This window comes from Campylobacter sp. IFREMER_LSEM_CL2256 (genome assembly GCF_025771645.1).
Lineage (GTDB): Bacteria > Campylobacterota > Campylobacteria > Campylobacterales > Campylobacteraceae > Campylobacter_D.
Genome location: NZ_JAKMQQ010000038.1, coordinates 1 through 502, shown reverse-complemented (window position 1 = coordinate 502; position 502 = coordinate 1). Strand labels below are relative to the sequence as shown.

Annotated in this window: 1 protein-coding gene; it reads left to right on the top strand. The window is 28.7% G+C overall.

Going from position 1 to position 502, the window contains the following annotated elements:
- Nucleotides 1-502: hypothetical protein (locus L8U00_RS07795; RefSeq protein WP_263709118.1), on the top strand; the 502-nt coding region annotated here is incomplete at both ends.

The window sequence follows — 502 nt, the reverse complement described above, 5'->3', positions numbered from 1 at the left end:
TAGATGATAGCACTATAACTTCTATCGAAAACACAGAAACAGGTAAAACTAACTTAGACTTAAGTAATAACTCAGTAGTAGGAACTATTACTAATAATGGTGAAATGGAAATTAGTAGAGATGGAACTTCATCTATAGGTACATTTGCTAATAATGGTAATTTAAAAAATACCTTTGAAAATAAAGACACCTTAGGTACTCTTGAAAACACTAAAGGTGCTATCTTAGAACAAGGCTTAAACAATGATAATGGTTCTATAGGTTTAATTAACAACGCAGGAACCATTGCAAGTATTATTAACACCTTTAATAATAAAACCAAAGATGCTAAAGAAAATAAAGGTTATATAGGTGTTATTACTAATACAGGTACTATAGGTAGTGAAATTGTACCTTTAATAGCTGGTAAAGATTTTTATGGTGTTAATAACAGTGGTACTATAGATTTATTAAAAAATGAAAAAAATGGTAATATCTATGGTGGTGTTAATAACAGTGGTAC